Genomic DNA, 16,500 nt, shown 5'->3' on the forward strand with positions numbered 1-16,500 from the left:
AGGTCAGCGATCTCGATCAGTTGCTGGGCGGTTACCGGGGCCTCCGGTCGGGTAGGCGTCGTAGTCGGTCGGGATGACGCGGTGGGATCAGGTCCTGACGATGACGAAGCGCCAGGTCTGGTAGGGGCTGTCGTAGGCCCGGTCGTTCATCCGTACGCCGTGACTCGCGCTCCCGTCGAGGGCTTTGTCGAAGCCGTAAGCGTCGTTCATCAGTGACGGCATGCCCCCGAAGGACCAGATCTGCCACGGCTTCTTGTTGCACGGCAGCAGGCGCGCGCCCGACGAGACGCTGCCGTCCAGGCACATATCCGAGTAGGCCTCGTTCCTCAGCGCGATCGGTTCGAGGTCGTAGGGGTCGTGAAATGCGGGGGTCCAGCGCTGGTACTTGCTGGTCGTGCTGCACGTCATCATGCGAACGCCCTGCGAGGCGCTGCCGTCGAGGCACAGGTTGCTGCCCCCGTTCTTCAGCCAGTCGCCGCCCGGAACAGCCGCGGCCGGCTGGACGACGGCCAACTGGGTCGCAACGATCGCGACGAAAGCGGCGATCGCGGTGAGGATACTTCTGCGCACGTCGTTCCCTTCAACAGTCGGCCCCGGATGCCGGGTGGCCGATGAGCCGTGCCGCGATCCTGCTGCGGCGGGCGCCGGCGGGACACGGACTCCACACGAATCCAAACGCGGATGACCGAGCGGGATCTCACGCATGGTGACGGCGCCGATGCGGCATCCCGGTGGTTCGCGGCGCCCGGACACGAGAGCGGCAGCACGTCCCGCGCATCGATCCATAAGATCTTGGCGCGACCATGGGGGTGACGTTGTATGGCCGACGGGCCGCATGCCGACCTGCCGGACCCGGGCGCCGCCGGCACGGTGGAGGAGCTGACGTCCTGCCTGCGCGCGTTGAAGGTCTACGCGGGTGACCCGTCGTTCACGGTGATCACCGAGCGGGTCAACCGCGACCGGCGGGCCGACGGCCGGCCGGCCAACGAGGACGCCGCGCGGGGCACCGTGGTGGACTGCTTCAAGGCCGGGCGCAGGCGTCTCGACCCGGAACTCGTCGTCGCCGTCGTCCGGGCGCTGCACGGCGATCCCGGCTACGTCAACCAGTGGCGGCAGGCGCTGCGTGTCGCGGCCGGCCAGAGGGCGGCCGCTTCGCAGGTACGGGTCTTCGACGCGCTGCCACCGGAGCTGGCGGAGTTCACCGGGCGCCGGGCCGAACTCGCCGGCCTGGACACCCTGATCGAAGACCCGGCCGACCTGATCCTGTCGATCGAAGGTATGCCCGGGGTGGGCAAGACCCAGCTCGCCGTGCGGATGGCGCACCGGATCCTGCGGCGCCGGCCGACCACCCGGGTCCTGTACGTCAACCTGCGCGGGTTCCATCCCGATCCGGTGCAGCCTTCGGCCGATCCGGCCGCCGTGCTCGACGCGTTCCTCCGGCTGCTCGGCGTCCCCGGCAACCGGGTCCCGCACGAATCCGCGGAGCGGCACGCACTCTTTCGCGACCGGCTGGCGGACAGGCCGACCCTCCTCGTCCTCGACGACGCCGCCGACGAGGAGCAGGTGCGTCGGCTGCTCGCCGATGTTCCCGGTTGCATCACCCTGATCACCAGCCGGCGCCGCCTGGCACGTCTCACGTCGACGACGGCGGCGGTGCACGCGTTCCCGCTCGACGTGTTCACCGTGGACGAGACCTGGGAGTACCTCGTCCGGGCCGTCCCCCGGATCACCGTCGGCGTCGACCCGTCGGCCGTCGGCCGGCTCGCGCAGCGCTGCGGTGGCCTGCCGCTGGCGCTGCGCCTGGTGACCGGACACATGCGCGGCACACCCGGATGGACGGTGACCGACCACGCCGACCGGCTCGACGAGCGGCACGCGGCGCGGCGTATCGACTCCGGGATCGGCGTCGCTCTCGCGCAGTCCTACCAGAGCCTGCCGCCCGGTCACCGGTCGCTGTTCCGGATGCTCGCTCTCCACCCGGGGCCGGACCTCGACCGCTGTGCCGCCGTGGCGCTCGCCGATCTCGCGCCGGCCCGGGTCGACGCGCTGCTGCATCATCTGGAACGCGAACATCTGGTGCGTCCGGCAGGAGAGGGCCGGTTCGTCATGCACGATCTGGTGCGCGCCTACGCCGCCGAACGCGGTGTCGACGAGGACAGTTCCACGCAGCGTCGGGACGCGTTGGGCCGCCTGCTCGACCACTACACGTCCGCCACGATCGCCGCGATGGACACGTTGCATCCGGCCGACGCGGGCATGCGGCGCCGGCCGGAGACCACGGTCGCCCCGATCGTGGCGTTTCCCGACGCCGCCGCGGCGAAGGACTGGCTCGACACGGAGCTGCCGGTGCTGGTCGCCGTCTCCGACCATGCCGCGGAGCACGGCCTGCGGCGGCACGCCGTCGACCTGTCCGTCACCCTGTTCCGGTATCTCAGCGAACATCCCGACGAGGCGCTGCGGATCCACGGCAACGCACGCGACGCCGCCCGCGCCGCCGCCGACGCCGCAGATGAGGCCGCGGCCCTGGTCGGGCTCGGTGCCGCACGCTGCATCCGCGGCGATCACCGGGCCGGGGCCGGTGAACTGCGCGCGGCGCTCGGCCTGTTCCGTTCCGTCGGTGACCGCCTCGGCGAGGCACGCGCCCTGATGAACCTCGGCAGCGCCACCCTCTGGCAGGGCGACCACGCGATCGCGCTGGAGCACATGACCGCCGCGCGCGCCCTTTTCGAGTGCCTCGGCGCGACCCAGGGTGTCACCCACACCCTGACGAACATCGCGTACATCGAGTCGCTCCTGGGACGCCACACGTCCGCGGTGGAGCACCTCGCACAGGCGATCGTCGGGTACCGCGGCATCGACGACGTCGCGGGGGAGGCGATCGCGCTGACCAACCTCGCAAACGCCGAGAACGCGTTGGGCGAGACCGAACGCGCCGTCACCCACTTCCTCCGCGCCGCGGGCGCCAGCCGGCGGGTCGGCGATCGCACCAACGAGGCCGACGCGCTGGAGGGACTCGCGGGCACCTACCTCCGACTCGGCGATCCCGCGCGCGCCGTCCCGCCCCTACGTCGCGCGCTCGACCTGTGCCGCCGGGTCGGCTACCGGCGCGGCGAGGCCAACTCCCTCACCCTGCTCGGCGACGTGGCGCAGCACACCGGCGACCGGGCCGCCGCCATGGGGTACTACCTCGAATCGCTGGCTGTCGCGGGGATCGACCCCGCCCAACGGGACCGTGCCGAGGCCGGGCTCCGGCGGATCCTCGGCGGCTTCCCGCAAGCCGCCTAGGTGTACTGCCCAGGCAGGTTGCAGAACGATTGCTGACAGCGGCCGCGCAACGGCTGTGCGAGTCTCCCCCCGATGCTGGAGTGTCGGGTCCTCGGCCCGGTGGAGGTGCGCGTCGACGGGCGGCCCGTCGACGTCGGACACGCGCGCCAGTGCTGTGTGCTCGTGGCGCTGCTCGCCGACGCCGGCCGGTGCGTGCCGCCCGAACGGCTGGCGCACCGCGTGTGGGGCGACGAACCGCCGCCACGGGCCCGCAATCTGCTCTCCGGCTACGTGTCGCGGCTGCGCAAGACCACCGGGATCGACGTGGCGCGCGAGGGCACCGGCTACGTCGTGCGGGTCGACGAGTTCGACCTGAGCCGCTTCGACACGCTCCTGGCGCGGGCCCGGGCGGAGGCCGATCTCGCCCGGTACGACGAGGCGCTGGCGCTGTGGCGCGGCGAGCCGTTCGCCGGTCTGGACACCCCGTGGATCCGGGCGTGGCGCGAGGCCCTGACGGCGCGGCGGTTCGCGGCCGAACTGGACCGCACCGACCTGGTCCTCGCCGAGGGCGGCCACGCCGAGGTGGTCGACCGGCTCGCGGCGCGGATCACCGCACACCCGCTGGACGAACGCCTCACCGGCCAGTACATGCTCGCGCTGTACCGCTGCGGCCGGCAGGCCGACGCGCTGCGCGCCTACGAACGGCTGCGCCACGACCTCGCCGAGGAACTGGGCGCCGACCCCGGCCCGGCGCTGCGCCGCCTGCACCGCGGGATGCTGCGGGCCGATCCCGGCGTCGACCCGCACACGCTGCCGGTGCCCCGCCAACTGCCGGCCGCCCCGCGCGGCTTCGCCGGCCGCACCCGCGAACTCGCCGCCCTCGACGCGATAGCGGCCGCCGGTGCCGCCGGGGACGCCGTGGAGACCTCCGGCGGGGTCGTGTGCGTGGTCTCCGGTTCGGCCGGCGTGGGCAAGACGACGCTGGCGGTGCGCTGGGCCCACCGGGTCGCGGACCGGTTCGTCGACGGGCAGCTGCACGTGGACCTGCGGGGGTTCGACACCCGGGAGGCCGTCGCGCCCGACGAGGCGGTGCGCGGGTTTCTGGAGGCGCTCGGTGTCGCCGCCGAACGCATGCCGACCGGCCCGGACGCGCGCGTCGGCCTGTACCGGACCCTGCTGCACGGCCGGCGGATGCTGCTGCTGTTGGACAACGCCCGCGACGCCGCCCAGGTGCGGCCGCTGCTGCCCGCGGCACCCGGCTGTCTGGTGCTGGTGACGAGCCGGCGACGGCTGGCCGACCTGGTGCGCGCCGACGGGGCGTTCCCGCTGACGCTGGAGCTGCTCAGCGGCGCCGAGTCGGAGGACCTGCTGGCCCGCCGGATCGGTGCGGCCCGCGTGGCCGCCGAACGCGACGCCGTCGACCGGATCGTCGAGCGCTGCGCGCGCCTGCCGTTGGCCCTGGCGGTGGTGGCCGCCCGCGCAGCGGCGCACCCGGGCTTCACATTGGCGGCGCTGGCGGCTGAACTCGTTCCCCGGGAAGGGCTCTACGACGTGCGGGACGTCCTCGCGTCCTCCTACCGCGCGCTCGACGAACGCTCGGCCCGGCTCTTCCGGCTCTTCGGCGCGCACCCGGGCCCGGACCTGTCGACGCACGCCGCCGCGAGCCTGGCCGGACTGTCCACAGTGGAGATCCGGCGACTGCTGGCGACGCTCAGCGACGCGCACCTGCTGACCGAATACCTACCCGGTCGCTACACCGCCCACGACCTCCTGCGCGACTACGCCCGCGAGTTGTTGCTGTCCACTGTGGACAGCGAACCGGCGCGCCGGGACGCGACCGCCCGCGTGCTGGATCACTACCTGCACAGCGCCTGCGCCGCCGCGCTGGCCCTGCACCCGCACCGCGACCCGATCCCGTTGCCGCGCAAGGGATCCGGCGTGACGGCCGAGGCGCCCGGCTCCTACGCCGAGGCGACGCGGTGGTTCGCCGCCGAGCACCGCGTGCTGCTCGCCGTCGTCGAACACTGCGTGCGCGCCGGCGCCCACGAGCACACCTGGCGGCTCGCCTGGGCGATGTGGACGTTCCTCGACCGGACCGGCCGCTGGCAGGACCTGTGGGAGCTGGGCCGCGCGGCGGTCGACGCCGGCCGCGCGCTGCACGACCCGCACGCCGAGGCGGTCAGCCATCGCCTCCTGGCGCGCGCCACGATGAACCGCGACGACCTCGACGCCGCCATCGGGCACCTGAGCGCCGCGCTCGCCCTGTACCGGCGCACCGGCGACCTGGCCGGCGAGGCCAACACGCACAACAACCTCGCCGTCGTGCGGGAGGCACAGGGCCGCTACCGAGACGCCGGCGAGGAGAACCTGCGGGCCCTGCGCCTCTACACCGAGACCGGCAACGCGCGCGGCGGCGCCATGGCGCTGAACATGGCCGGCCGCTACGACTCGCTCTGCGGCGACCACGGGTCGGCGGTGGGACGCTGTGAGACGGCGCTGTCGATGTTCACGGCGCTCGGCGACCGGATCGGCGAGGCCATCGCCCGCGCCACGCTCGGGCATGTGCTGCACGGGCTCGGCAAGCACGACCGGGCCGTCGACTGCCTGCTGCCGGCCATCGCCGGCTTCGAGGCGCTGGACGACCGCCACCACGTCGCCGAGTCGCTCGTGGTGCTCGGCGACGCGCACCACGCCATGGGCGACCGGGACGCCGCCGAGCGGGCCTGGCGGCGGGCCCGCGCGATGCTGACCGAGCTGCGCCACCCGGACGCCGAACGGGTCGCGCGGCGGCTGGCCTCAGCCGGCTGAGGGCGACCGGACGCCGACGGGCTCCTCGCGCAGCACCGCCACGTGCAGGCGGCGGGTCGGCGCGGTCGGGACGGTGCCGAGTTCGTCGGCGAGGGCGCGGCGCAGCCGCTCGTAGGCGCGCAGCGCGCCGGCCGGGTCGCCGCCGGCGAGGCAGGCGCGCATGAGCGCGCGGGTGGCCCGTTCGTCCAACGGGTCCGTCGCGAGGACCGCGTCGGCGGCCGCGCGCGCGGTCCGCGCGGCACCGGCCGCCAGCGCGGCGTCGGCCGTCCCGAGCAGGGCGTCGCGCAGCAGCGCCGCGTGCCGGTCGCGGGCGCGCGCCAGCCAGTCCACATCGGACACCCACGGCAGCAGCGGCCCGCGCCCCAGCAGTTCGGCCGCCTCCCGGGCGCCGCCGCGCTCCAGCAGCGCCACCGCCTCGTCGAGATCGGTGCCGACCGCGGTCGACAGCCGGTACCCGTGCCGGTCCCCGAGGACGGCGTCCGTGCCGATCGCCGCCCGCAGCCGGCTCACGAGAGTCGCCACGTTCGCCCGCGGATCCCGTGGAACGTCATCGGCCCACAGACTGTCCACAATGGAGTCACCCGGCACCAGCACGCCCCGCCGCACGGCCAGCATCGCCAGCAGCACCCGCGCCTTCCGGCTCCCGAGCGCCGTCTCGACGGCCGACCCGTCCCGCCACACCTCGAACGTCCCCACCAACCGCAGCCACGTCGCCATGCCGCCACGGTGCCCCGCATCGATGGGACGGCTGTGGAATGCCGATGGAACGGGCCCCGACTGTCGTTGATCGTCCCGCCGAACTGCCGCAACGGGTGGTGCGTGAGCCGGCCGCCGCTGGCGATGATGCACGCATGGCGATCCGCTGGCGACGGCGCGCGCTGCTGGCCGGCGTGGCGCTGCTCATCGCCGTTCCCACGATGCTGTTGTGGACCGAGGACGGCCAGAACGTCGCGGCAGCCGCCGGACTGTCGGTGGCGGTCGCGAGCGTCGTCGTCAGCTGGGCGGCGTGGCGCCATCCGCGGACGGCGTCGGCGGAACCGCTCGACGCGGCCGCGACCGCCCTTGCCGGCGCGCAACTGCGGCAGTGGACCGCCGAACAGCGCGCCCGGCAGGTCCTCGACCCGTATCCGCTGCCGGTGCGGTGGAGCGTCTCGGCGCGGGCGCGTGAGGTGATGGCCAGTTGGTCCTCGATCCGCGGCGCACCCGGTGCCGCCCCGATGGCGCTCGACGGCTCGTACGACACGATCGCCGATCTGTTCGCCGGCGCCGACGCACCCCGCCGGCTGGTCGTCCTCGGCGAACCGGGCGCCGGCAAGTCGATGCTCGTCCTGCACCTCACCGTCGAACTGCTGCGCCGGCGCACCCCCGACGCGCCGGTGCCGGTGCTGCTGACGGTCGCCGGCTGGGATCCCGCGACCCCGTTGGAGGAGTGGATCGCCGAACGGGTCGCCGCCGACCACCGCTCGCTGGCGCGGCCGATGCGGGCACCCGACGGCACCGAACGCAGCACCGCCCGCGAACTGCTCGCGACCGGCCGGATCCTGCCCGTTCTCGACGGGCTCGACGAGATCGCCGCCGGCCGGCACGAGGCCGCGCTCGCCGGGATGGCCGCCGCCGGCACGCACGTCGTCGTCACCTGCCGAACGGCCGCCTACGAGGCGGCGGTCGACGCCCACGGACCGCTGCCCGCCGCCGCCGTGATCGAACTGCTGCCACTGCGCCCCTCCGACGTCGCCCGGTATCTCGTCGACGGGACCGACCGGCCGGTGCCGCGCTGGAACCCGGTGCTCGCCCACCTGGCCGACGGCGCCGCTACGCCGCTCACGCACGCGCTCACGACGCCGCTGACGGCCTGGCTGGCCCGCGCCGCGTACCGGCACCGCGGCACCGACCCGGCGCACCTGCTGCACGCCGGCGCGACCCGCCACGACCTCGAACGCCACCTGCTCGGCCTGTTGATCCCGGCGGTGTACGGGATCGGCACGGCGTCGTGGCCGGCGCGCACCCCGGAGGAGATCGTGGTGATCCGGCGCCGGCTCGCCTGGCTCGCCCGCCACCTCCAGGAACGCCGCACCTACGACCTGGCGTGGTGGGAGCTGCACCGGGTCTTTCCGCGTCCGGTCGCGGCCCTGATCACCGGCGTCGCCTTCGGCTCGGCGGTCGGCGCGCTGGGCCTGCTCGGGCTGGTGATCGCCGGCTCCTCGAACCAGCCGCTGATCGGCATGCTGGCGCTGCTCATGGCGGGGCACGGGAGCGGCCGGCTGATGCGCTGGACGGTGATCGTCTACCTGGGTGTGCTCCTGGTGTCGTTCGACTTCGTGATCGTCGCGACGCAGGGCGAGCACACCCCGTTCGTGGCGGTGGTGGAGTTCGCGGTCGGCTGCGTCGCGGGTGTCGCGGTCGGCTTCTCCGTCTCCGCGCCCCGCCGGATCGTGCTCACCCCGCGCGGTGCGGCGCAGGGCCTCGGCCTGCTGCTCGGCGGGGTGGCGGTCGTCCTGGCCGGCTTCGCGCTGGCCGAGCGGGTCACCGGGTTGCTCGGCGAGGAGCGGACCTTCGTCGGCTTCGTCCTGCGCGGCTTGTCGGGCCTGGTGCTGAGCTATCTGCCCTTCGTGCTGCTGATGTCGCGGTTCGCCCGCGGGCTGGTCCGCGCGGCGGACGACGGACAGCGGGCGGTCACCCCGGCGCGGCTGCTCGCGGAGGACCGCGCGGCCGGGCTCCTGCTGACGGTCGCGGTGGCGTCGGTCTTCGCCGTGCTGATGGCCGGTCAGGTGCAGCTGTCCACGTCCTCATACTGGATCTACGCGGTGCTCCTCGCGGCGACCAGGTGGGTGGTGGTCGCGGTGGTGTTCTGGCTGGCGGTGGCGACGCTGAGTCCGTGGGGGCGGTTCACCGTGCTGCGGGTGCTGCTCGCCGCGCGGGGCCGCACGCCGCTGCGGCTGATGGCGTTCCTGCGGGAGGCGCACGATCGCGGCGTGCTGCGCCAGTCCGGCGGGGTGTACCAGTTCCGGCACAGCCGCATCCAGGATCACCTCGCCGGCGACCCGTGAGGGGCGGAAAACTGTCGGACCCCTTCGATAGCTTCCGGCCATGGGGATTCTGACCGATTACTTCGTGGCCACGCCCGAGGTGGCCGCCACCCTCGCCGATGCCGGCCCGCACGAGGCCGACCTGCCCAAGCTGGAGCTGAAGGGCGTGGATCCGGCCGTTCTGGGCAGCACGCTGTGGGCGGTCATCGAGGGCGTGCCGGTCGTGGCGCCCTACAGCGCGCCGTTCGACCTCGACCGGTACGACGCGATCGACGAGTGGCTCAACGACTCCGACGACGACACGCACGCGCTCGTGCAGCTCGACGACGGCTTCGTGCGGGCGCTCGCCACGCTGCCGGACGAGCGGGTCGCGCCGGTCGCCGCGCTGTGGGGGACCGCAGAGGAGTGGGGCGGGCCGGTCGAGCCGGGCGAGCTGGACGGGCTGGTGCTCGAGCTGCGCGACCTCGCCCGGGAGGTGCGTTCCGAGGAGCAGCACCTGTACGTCTGGTGGTCGCTGTAGCCATGGGCATGTTCACGGACTACTTCGTGGCCACGCCCGAGCGGGCCATGACCCTCGCCGACGCGGGGCCGGGCGGCCAGGACGTGCCGAAGCTGGAGCTGAAGTGGGTCGAGCCGGGCGTTCTGGGCAGCACGCTGTGGGCGATCATCGAGGACGCCCCGGTGCCCGAGGGCTACGGGCTGCCGTTCGACATCCGGCGCTTCAGCGCGGACGGCCCGATGCTGTTCGCGTGCGAGGAGTACACGCACGGGCTGAGCCAGATCTCGGACGGCTTCGTGCGGGCGCTCGCGGCGCTGCCGGACGAGCGGATCGCGCCCGTCGCGGCCCGGTGGGCGACGGCGGAGGAGTGGGGCGTCGAGTGGGCGCCGGGGGAGTTGGACGACACGGTGCGCGGGCTGCGCGATCTCGCCCGCGAGGTGCGCTTTCCCGAGCAGCACATGTACCTGTGGTGGTGCATGTAGCGGGGGAGGCGGCCCCGGCCGGCGGCGCTGGCGGACGGGACCGGGCCGGGTGTCTCAGCGCGCCGCCGCCAGGCCGCGCGCCGGCGCGGGACGTGGGAGACCGTAGTGCTCGCGCAGGGTCGTTCCCTCGTAGTCGGTGCGGAAGAGGCCGCGCCGCTGCAGGATCGGCACCACGTGGTCGACGAAGTCCTCCAGCCCGCGCGGCAGTACCGGCGGCATGATGTTGAAGCCGTCGGCCGCGCCGTTGTCGGCCCAGTGCTGGATCGCGTCGGCCACCTGCTCGGGCGTGCCGGCGAAGGTGCGGTGCCCGCGGCCGCCGCCGAGCCGGCCGATGAGCTGGCGGACGGTGAGGCGTTCGCGGCGGGCGAGCGTGACGATGAGCGTGTACCGGCTCTTGGCGCCCTGGATGCTGTCCTCGTCGGGCAGGTCGGCCGGCAGTTCGCGGTCGAGGTGCAGGTCCTCGGGCGACACGCGGAGGTGCTCGGCGAGCTGCGCCTTGGCGTACTCCGGCCGGATCAGCCGGTCGAGTTCCTCCTCCAGGGCGAGGGCCTCCCGTTCGGTGGCGCCGATCGCGGGCACGATCCCGGGCAGGATCTTCACCGTCTCCGGGTCCCGTCCGAGCGCCGCGGCCCGTCCCTTCAGATCCCGGTAGAACGCCTGCGCGTCCGCCAGCGTCTGCTGCGCGGTGAAGACCGCCTCGGCGTACCGGGCGGCGAAGTCCTTCCCGCTCTCCGACGAGCCGGCCTGCACCAGCAGCGGCCGCCCCTGCGGCGAACGGGAGACGTTCAGCGGGCCGGCGACCCGATAGAAGTCGCCGGTGTGCGAAGCCGGGTGCAGCCGGGCGTCGTCGCCCCACACGCCGGCCGTCTTGTCGGCCAGGACCGCCTCGTCGTCCCAGCTGTCCCAGAGCTTCAGCGACACCTCGACGAACTCGGCCGCCCGCGCGTAGCGGTCCCGGTGCGCCGGCAGGGCGGTGAGATTGAAGTTGCGCGCGGCGTCGAGACCGGCCGTGGTGACGATGTTCCAGCCGGCGCGGCCGCCGCTGATGTGGTCCAGCGAGGCGAAGCGGCGGGCCAGGTTGAACGGCTCGTTGTAGGTGGTGGAGGCCGTCGCGATGAGGCCGATGTGCCGCGTGGCGCCGGCGAGCGCGGTGAGCAGGAGCGTGGGTTCGAGCGCCGCGGCGGGTCGGCGGGCGATGCTGCCGCCCCACACCACCGGGCTGTCGGCGAGGAAGAGCGAGTCGAGCTTCCCGCGTTCGGCGACGCGCGCCAGGTGCTGCCAGTGCGCCACATCGGTGGCGGCGTGCGGGTCGCTCTCCGGCAGCCGCCAGGCCGCCTCGTGGTGCCCGTTGTCCATCAGGAACGCGTTCAGGTGCAGCCGTCCGGTCATTCGGCGTCGACCCCCAGGGCGGTCAGCAGTTCGTAGCGGTACGACAGGAACGCCGGATCGCGGTGCGAGCGCGGCTGTGCCAGTTCGATCGGACGGTCCACCGCGATGGCGCCGTCGACCAGGACGACCACGCGGTCGGCGAGCACGATGGCCTCGTCCACGTCGTGGGTGACCAGCAACACGGCCGGCCCGTGGCGCTGGCACAGCTCGCGCAGCAGGGCGTGCATGCGGATGCGGGTCAGCGCGTCCAGCGCACCGAACGGCTCGTCGGCCAGCAGCAGGGCCGGTTCGCGCACGAGCGAGCGGGCGAGTGCGACGCGCTGCTGTTCGCCGCCGGACAGTTCGCGCGGCCAGGCGCGTTCCCGGCCGGCCAGGCCGACCTCGGCGAGCGCGTCGCGCCCGAGCCGGTCGGCGTTCGGCCCGTCGAGCCCGATGACGACGTTGGGCAGGACCCGTTGCCAGGGCAGCAGTCGCGAGTCCTGGAAGACGACGGCCACCTGGTCCGGCACGTCGATCTCGCCCGTTCCCGCCACGCCGCGGTCGAGCCCGGCGAGGGCGCGCAGCAGGGTGCTCTTGCCGGAGCCGCTGCGCCCGAGCAGCGCCACGAACTGGCCGGGCGCGATGTCGAGGTCGAGTCCGCGCAGGACGGCGGTGCTCCCGAAGCCGCGCACCAGGTCCCGCACCCGCACCGCGGGGGTGGTTACCCGCTGAGTGTCGAGCGCCATGCCAGCACCTTCCTTTCCACGAGGCGCAGCAGCCCGTCGGAGACGAACCCGAAGAGGCCGTAGACGACGATCACCTCGGTCTGCGCGTAGTTCTGGGCCTGGAACATGAGATAGCCGATCCCGCTGGTGGCGTTGATCTGTTCGAGCACGACCAGGGAGAGCCACGAACCGGTGACGGCGAGCCGCAGCCCGACGAAGAGCCCGGGCAGTGCGCCCGGCAGGACGACGAGCCGGATGAAGCGCGCCCGGCTCAGGTCCACGGTCTCGGCCAGTTCGACGTAGCGGCTGTCGATGCCGGTAAGGCCGGCGTAGGTCTGGATGTAGATGATGATGGCCACCACGATGGCGATGATCACCACCTTGAACGTCTCCCCGATGCCGAGCCACAGGATCATCAGCGGGATGAGCCCGAGCGTCGGCACCGAGCGCTGCACCTGCATCCACCCGTCGACGACGGCTTCACCGGAGCGGCTGAGCCCGGCGAGGAGGGCCAGCACGATGCCGACCGTGGCGCCGATGGAGAAGCCGATGCCGGCCCGTTGCAGGGACACGAGCAGGCTGTCCTGCAGCGTGCCGCGTTCGATCAGATCGAGGGCGGCGGCGAGAACGGTGTCCGGGGCCGGCAGCAGGCGGGGGTCGAAGAGGCCGCCGGCGGAGGCGCCCCACCAGGCGGCGAGCACCACGACGGGCCCGAGGACCCGGCCGTAGGGGATGGCCCGCCCGGGCCCGAGCCGCGGCCGCGTCGGCCGAACGTCCACAGTGGACTTCTTCGCGGAATCCAGCAGAAGGGTCATGGCTACTCCCGGTAGCTCGCCGGCGCGGCGTCGGAGGCGAACTTCTCGAACCGCCGGTCGAAGAGGTCGGCCGCGCGGACGCGAGGCACGAAGCCGCCGTCGGCCAGCAGGTCGGCGGTCTCCTGCTCCCAGGCGACGGCCTTGTCCCAGGAGGTGGGGAAGACGGGCTTCGGCGCCACCTGCAGGATGCGCTCCCCGTCGGCCTTGGTGACCTGCTGGTCCTTCACGTAGTAGGCGTCGATGTAGGAGGCCTGGTTCTCCCAGCCCCACACGGCACCGCGCACCCAGAACGGGATGAACGAGCGCACCGCCGCCGCCTTGGCCGGGTCGCTGAGCACGGCGACCGGCGACCACAGCACCGACAGGTAGTCGACGGCCTTCATGGCGACGCCCTTGGCCCCGTCGCGCTCGAACTGGGTCAGGTACTTGGTGAGGTTCGGCTCGCCGAGCGGTGCCGCGTCGACCTGTTTGCTCTGCAGCGCGGTGAAGAACTGGTTGCTGGTCAACGGGACCAGCGTCACGTCGCTGTTCTTGAGGCCGAGTTCCTTGAGGGTGCGCAGCACCACCACGCCCTGCGCCTGCCCCTGGGAGAAGGCGATCTTCTTGCCCTTGAGGTCGGCGAGGGAGTTGATGCCGGAGCCCGGCGCCGTGGCGAACGTGTAGATCGGGATCGGCACCGTCTGCACGGCCACGATCTTCGCCTCGAAGTTGATGGCGCGGGCCTGGATGGGTGGGATCCCCGCGTTGTTGGCGATGTCGATCGAACGGGCGCGGAAGCCCTGGATGATGTCCGGCCCGGCGCCGAGGTTGACCCACTCCTTGACCTGGAACGGCAGCTGGGAGATGAGTCCGGAGGCCTCCAGTTGCTTCTGGGTCGGCCGGATCGCGATGGACAGCGCGGTCTTCGGGTCGACGGCCTCGGGCAGCGCGGCGGTCCCGCTCAGCCCGCCGGAGGACTCCTCGCCGGCGCAGGCGGTCAACAAGGAGGCCCCGGCGGCGCCCAGCAGCGCACGCCGGGAAAGCGTGTATCTCAAGACGGAACTCCCTCGGAAGGCGTGCATACGTCCACAGTGGACAGAGCTTTGGGGGCCACCCGAGGGAGAATCTATCTCCCCTTATTCCTACGGGTCAAGTAGGGATTAGCGCGAGAGTTCCTCGCGTACCACCGCCGCGAACGCGTCCACGTCGGCCTCGGTCGTGTCCCACGCCGTCATCCAGCGGACCAACCCGGCGTCGCGATCCCAGTCGTAGAACCGCACCCGCTTGCGAATCCGCTCCGCCACGGCGGCGTCCACCAGGGCGAAGACGCCGTTGGCCTCGGTGGGGTGGCCGAATTTCACCCCGTCGCGTTCCAGAACGGTGCGCAGCCGGGTCGCCATGGCGTTCGCGTGGGCCGCCGTGCGCAGTCCGAGCCCGCCGTCGAAGAGGGCCAGCAGCTGCGCGCTCAGGAACCGCATCTTCGACGCGAGCTGCATGTTCATCTTGCGCAGGTACTCCAGGCCGGGTGCGCGGGACGGGTCGACGACCACGATCGCCTCCGCGCCGAGCAGGCCGTTCTTGGTGCCGCCGAGGCTGATCACGTCCACGCCCACGTCCGAGGTGAACGCCCGCAGCGGCAGGTCCAGCGCGGCCGCCGCGTTCCAGATCCGGGCGCCGTCCAGGTGCACCGCCATGCCGTGCCCGTGCGCGAACTCCGCCACCGCGCGCACCTCCTCCGGCGTGTAGAGCGTGCCGACCTCCGTCGCCTGGGTGATGCTCACGGCGAGCGGCTGCGGCCGGTGCGGGTCGCCCCAGCCCCACGCCTCGCGGCTCGCCAGTTCCGGGGTCAGCTTGCCGTCGGGCGTGGGCACGGTCAGCAGCTTGAGGCCGCTGACCCGTTCCGGGGCGCCGGCCTCGTCGGTGTGCAGGTGCGCGCCGGAGGTGGTGATCACCGAACCCCAGCGGGGCATCACCGCGGTTAGCCCGATGACGTTCGCGCCGGTGCCGTTGAACACCGGGAACACCTGGGCCGCCGCACCGAACTCCGCCCGCACCACCTCCGCCAGCCGCGCGGTGTAGGCGTCACCGCCGTAGGCGACCTGGTGGCCGCCGTTGGCGGCGGCGATGGCGGCCATCGCCTCGGGGTGCACCCCGGCCGTGTTGTCGCTGGCGAAGGTGCGGATGTCGGGGTCGTGCAGGCGTTCGATCGTCACGCAGCGAGTGTGCCATTCCCGCCGGTCGGAAGGTCCGCTCTCACGGCGAAGCCGCCGTCCTCCCGCGGGCCGGCCGTGAGCGTGCCGCCGAGGGCCGCCGCCCGTTCGCGCATGCCGCGCACCCCGTGCCCGGAGCCCTTGCCCGCCTCGGGTACCCGCCCGGGCGGGTCGTTCTCCACCCGGATCCCCAGCGTGCGCGGGCCGTACTCCAGGGCCACCCGCACCGGTGCGCCGGGCGCGTGGCGCCGCGCGTTGCTCAGCGACTCCTGCACGATCCGGTACGCGGCGGCCCCCACCTCGGGAGGCAGGTCCCGGCGCTCGCCGTGGGTCGCCGTGGTCACCTCCGTTCCGGCCGCGCGCACCGCGTCGATCATCCGGTCGAACTGGTCCAGTGTCGGCACCGCCGCCCCGTCGGCCGCGCCGTCGCCGCGCAGGACACCGAGCAGGCGCCGCAGGTCGGTCAGCGCCTCGACGGCCCCCTTGCGGATGGTGACCAGGGTGTCGGCCGCCTCCGGCGACAGGTCGGGGATGCGGTACGGCGCCGTCTCGGCGTGGATCGCGATGAGCGACATGTGGTGCGCCACGATGTCGTGCAGCTCCCGGGCGATGCGGGTGCGCTCCTCCAGGATCGAACGGCGCACCCGCTCCTCCTCGTTGGCCCGTTCGAGGGCGGCGATGCGGGCCGTCGTGCGCCCACGCCCCCGCACGGCCGCCGCGGCGACCAGCACGACCGCCGAGAAGACCGTCATGATCGGCAGCTCCTCCGAGGCGTTCACCCCGGGCATCCGCTGGACCAGCACCGCGCCCGCGAGCAGGGTGACCAGCCACAGCACCACCGAGGTGAGCGGCCGTACCCGCAGGCCCACGACGGCCAGCACCACCAGGTGCACCAGCACGCTCGCCTCGGCCCACACCGGGGTGGCGGCGCCCTGACGGAGAAGTTCGCTGACGAAGGGACCGGCGACCACCGACAACCAGAAGCCGCCGACCGGGCGCACCAGCGCGACCATCAGGGGGACGGCCTGGGCCAGCCCGACCGCGGCCGCGGCCCCCGAACCCTCCGGCAACGACCCGGCGGTCACGCCCCACACCAGCACGGCGAACGCCAGCACGGCGACGTGCGGCAGGCGGCGCACCCGGCCCTCGAACCGGCCCCACGGCGGCACCGGTTCACCGGCGGTCGGGTTCAACTCCCGCAGCAGTTCCTTCACGCTGCGCATGGTAGGGAAAGGCCCGGACATCCGCGTCACACCGGGGGACCAGGCCACCTGTCAAACCCTGGTAGCAGGGAAAACGACGTACCGGCCCGCGTCGGCCTGAT

Annotated in this window: 13 protein-coding genes; 5 read left to right on the forward strand and 8 right to left on the reverse strand. The window is 73.4% G+C overall.

Annotated features, from left to right (window positions below; genetic code table 11):
- Positions 1 to 87: 87 nt before the first annotated feature.
- On the reverse strand, positions 88 to 570 hold the full coding sequence (locus Val02_RS06345; RefSeq protein WP_203897932.1) for an RICIN domain-containing protein: 483 nt from the start codon (positions 568 to 570) through the stop codon (positions 88 to 90).
- Positions 571 to 819: 249 nt separating this feature from the next.
- Between Val02_RS06345 and Val02_RS06350 the strand changes: the two genes are divergently transcribed.
- Positions 820 to 3,285, forward strand: coding sequence for an ATP-binding protein (locus tag Val02_RS06350; protein WP_203897933.1), 2,466 nt, complete (start codon positions 820 to 822; stop codon positions 3,283 to 3,285).
- Between the two features lie 72 nt (positions 3,286 to 3,357).
- On the forward strand, positions 3,358 to 6,072 hold the full coding sequence (locus tag Val02_RS06355; RefSeq protein ID WP_203897934.1) for an AfsR/SARP family transcriptional regulator: 2,715 nt from the start codon (positions 3,358 to 3,360) through the stop codon (positions 6,070 to 6,072).
- On the opposite strand, the gene Val02_RS06360 is transcribed toward Val02_RS06355, so the two are convergent.
- Entirely contained in the window at positions 6,061 to 6,789 is a 729-nt protein-coding gene (locus Val02_RS06360; RefSeq protein WP_203897935.1) for an AfsR/SARP family transcriptional regulator, read from the reverse strand. The two genes, Val02_RS06355 and Val02_RS06360, sit on opposite strands and share 12 nt — an antisense overlap.
- A 134-nt stretch (positions 6,790 to 6,923) precedes the next feature.
- On the opposite strand from Val02_RS06360, the gene Val02_RS06365 reads away from it, so the two are divergent.
- Genes Val02_RS06365 through Val02_RS06375 form a run of 3 tightly spaced genes read left to right on the forward strand, consistent with a single transcriptional unit; the run spans position 6,924 to position 10,079 of the window.
- Positions 6,924 to 9,119: an NACHT domain-containing protein gene (locus tag Val02_RS06365; RefSeq protein ID WP_203897936.1), complete on the forward strand. Its 2,196-nt coding sequence runs from the start codon at positions 6,924 to 6,926 to the stop codon at positions 9,117 to 9,119.
- A gap of 40 nt (positions 9,120 to 9,159) precedes the next feature.
- On the forward strand, positions 9,160 to 9,618 hold the full coding sequence (locus tag Val02_RS06370) for a hypothetical protein (protein ID WP_203897937.1): 459 nt from the start codon (positions 9,160 to 9,162) through the stop codon (positions 9,616 to 9,618).
- A gap of 2 nt (positions 9,619 to 9,620) precedes the next feature.
- Positions 9,621 to 10,079: a hypothetical protein gene (locus Val02_RS06375; protein WP_203897938.1), complete on the forward strand. Its 459-nt coding sequence runs from the start codon at positions 9,621 to 9,623 to the stop codon at positions 10,077 to 10,079.
- A gap of 54 nt (positions 10,080 to 10,133) precedes the next feature.
- Here the strand turns inward: Val02_RS06375 and Val02_RS06380 are convergent, their stop codons facing one another.
- The 6 genes from Val02_RS06380 to Val02_RS06405 all read right to left on the reverse strand — a co-directional run bounded on the left by Val02_RS06380 (position 10,134) and on the right by Val02_RS06405 (position 16,390).
- The gene (locus tag Val02_RS06380) at positions 10,134 to 11,468 is read right to left on the reverse strand and encodes an LLM class flavin-dependent oxidoreductase (RefSeq protein ID WP_203897939.1); all 1,335 of its coding nucleotides are present in this window, start codon (positions 11,466 to 11,468) and stop codon (positions 10,134 to 10,136) included.
- Positions 11,465 to 12,193: an ABC transporter ATP-binding protein gene (locus Val02_RS06385; protein WP_203897940.1), complete on the reverse strand. Its 729-nt coding sequence runs from the start codon at positions 12,191 to 12,193 to the stop codon at positions 11,465 to 11,467. Before Val02_RS06385 ends, Val02_RS06380 begins: the two co-directional genes overlap by 4 nt.
- Positions 12,169 to 12,987: an ABC transporter permease gene (locus Val02_RS06390; protein ID WP_203897941.1), complete on the reverse strand. Its 819-nt coding sequence runs from the start codon at positions 12,985 to 12,987 to the stop codon at positions 12,169 to 12,171. The genes Val02_RS06385 and Val02_RS06390 overlap by 25 nt, the downstream gene beginning before the upstream one ends.
- Before the next feature lie 2 nt (positions 12,988 to 12,989).
- A complete protein-coding gene (locus Val02_RS06395; protein ID WP_203897942.1) occupies positions 12,990 to 14,021 on the reverse strand; it encodes an ABC transporter substrate-binding protein in 1,032 nt (343 codons plus the stop codon).
- 105 nt (positions 14,022 to 14,126) lie between these two features.
- Positions 14,127 to 15,179, reverse strand: a complete 1,053-nt coding sequence (locus Val02_RS06400; RefSeq protein ID WP_239152466.1) for a threonine aldolase family protein — start codon at positions 15,177 to 15,179, stop codon at positions 14,127 to 14,129.
- Entirely contained in the window at positions 15,176 to 16,390 is a 1,215-nt protein-coding gene (locus tag Val02_RS06405) for a sensor histidine kinase (protein WP_203897943.1), read from the reverse strand. Before Val02_RS06405 ends, Val02_RS06400 begins: the two co-directional genes overlap by 4 nt.
- Positions 16,391 to 16,500 lie beyond the last annotated feature (110 nt).

The organism is Virgisporangium aliadipatigenens, from assembly GCF_016863615.1.
In the GTDB taxonomy this organism is placed as follows: Bacteria; Actinomycetota; Actinomycetes; order Mycobacteriales; family Micromonosporaceae; genus Virgisporangium; species Virgisporangium aliadipatigenens.